The sequence below is a fragment of the Saccharomonospora saliphila YIM 90502 genome (assembly GCF_000383795.1).
Classification (GTDB): Bacteria; Actinomycetota; Actinomycetes; order Mycobacteriales; family Pseudonocardiaceae; genus Saccharomonospora; species Saccharomonospora saliphila.
In genome coordinates, this window is record NZ_KB912724.1 from 1 (window position 1) to 1,503 (window position 1,503).

Genomic DNA, 1,503 nt, shown 5'->3' on the forward strand with positions numbered 1-1,503 from the left:
GCGTGCGCCTCGGCGGCGAGCGCGGCCCGGCCGTCGGCGAAGTCGTGCGCGCCCAGGTCGCCCCAGGGCCTGCCCCGCAGCACGACGTGGCTGCGCCGGTCGCTTCCCGGCTTGAGCAGTACCGGGTTCATCGCCGACTCGGGCGGCACCCCCGCGGCGACGGCCTGAAGCCACTGTGCGCGGCCGATCTCGGTGCCGTCCGGACACACCATCGAGTTGTTCGACATGTTCTGTGCCTTGAACGGCGCCACCCGCACACCGCGCCGGGCGAGCCAGCGGCACAACCCCGCCACCACCATCGACTTGCCCGCGTCGGAGGTCGTTCCCGTGACCAGCAGCCCACCTCGCATGTCCGACACCGTAGCCCACCCGGCTTTCCACTCCATTCGGTGACAGCGCGTAGGGCGGCTGTCGACATAGGGTGTTCATGACCGTCGTGGAGGAGGGAGCGCACGTGTACGGACGACTCCGGCGCCGCCTGCTGGTGGCCCTGACACTGCTCGCCGGGATGCTCGTCGTCCCCGGAGGCCAAGCCGCGGGCGCGCCGCGGCCGATCGTCGGCGGGGAGAGCGCCTCGGTGGCCGACTACCCGTTCGTGGCCTACCTGGTGGATGGGCGGGGCAACCAGTACTGCGGCGCCACGCTGGTGTCCTCGGAGGCGGTGCTGACGGCCGCGCACTGCGCCCTCGCCGTGCGCCGTTCCGACATCGGAGTGGTCGTCGGCCGCGACGACACGGTCTCCGGCGACGGGGTCCGCAGCGATGTCCGGGACGTCTGGGTGGCTCCCGGTTACGACAACCCGCTCGCCGGCGACGACCTCGCCGTGCTCACGCTCTCCCGCACGGTCCCGTACCGCACCGCCGAGGTCGCGACCAGCTCGCGGCTCTACGCTCCGGGCACGCGGGCGACCGTGCTCGGCTGGGGCCGGTTGTACGAGAACGGGCCCAAGCCCGGCAGCCTGCGTTCCGCACGAGTGCCCGTGGTCTCCGACGCCACGTGCGCGGGGATCTACCGCTCCTTCGACTCGGACACCATGGTCTGCGCGGGCTACGAGGAGGGCGGTACCGACGCCTGCCAGGGCGACTCCGGGGGCCCGCTCGTCGTGGGCGGCACGGTGATCGGCGTCGTGTCCTGGGGGGACGGCTGTGCCGAGCCCAACCGCCCCGGTGTCTACACCCGGGTGGCGGCCTACGCCGATCAGCTCCCGGGGCTTTGATACGTATGGACGGGTGACCGATACCCCGTCCGATACCCGCCCGTCCTCCGCCGCGTCCAGCACGGGCGAGCCGCCCGTGGTGGTTTCCCGGCGCGGCCCCGAGCTGGCCCCTTCCGAGCTGTACGCCCTGCTGCGCCTGCGGGTCGACGTGTTCGTGGTGGAGCAGAACTGTCCGTATCCGGAACTGGACGGCCGGGACCTGGCCGAGGGCACTCGGCACCTGTGGGCCGTGGCCGAGGGCGAATCGGCCGCTCGGCTCGCGGGGCGCGACCCCGCGGCCGCCGAGG

2 protein-coding genes and 1 pseudogene are annotated in these 1,503 nt (G+C 73.1%); 2 read left to right on the top strand and 1 reads right to left on the bottom strand.

Features of this window, described 5'->3' with window-relative positions; translation table 11 throughout:
* On the bottom strand, positions 1-350 hold a 350-nt coding region (locus SACSA_RS23745), incomplete at its 3' end, for a nucleotide-binding protein (RefSeq protein WP_456300025.1).
* A 77-nt stretch (positions 351-427) separates the two neighbouring features.
* On the opposite strand from SACSA_RS23745, the gene SACSA_RS0118570 reads away from it, so the two are divergent.
* Both SACSA_RS0118570 and SACSA_RS23750 read left to right on the top strand, forming a co-directional pair.
* On the top strand, positions 428-1,216 hold the full coding sequence (locus tag SACSA_RS0118570) for a S1 family peptidase (protein WP_083940308.1): 789 nt from the start codon (positions 428-430) through the stop codon (positions 1,214-1,216).
* A gap of 76 nt (positions 1,217-1,292) precedes the next feature.
* Positions 1,293-1,503, top strand: a pseudogene (locus SACSA_RS23750) (GNAT family N-acetyltransferase); the annotation flags it as partial.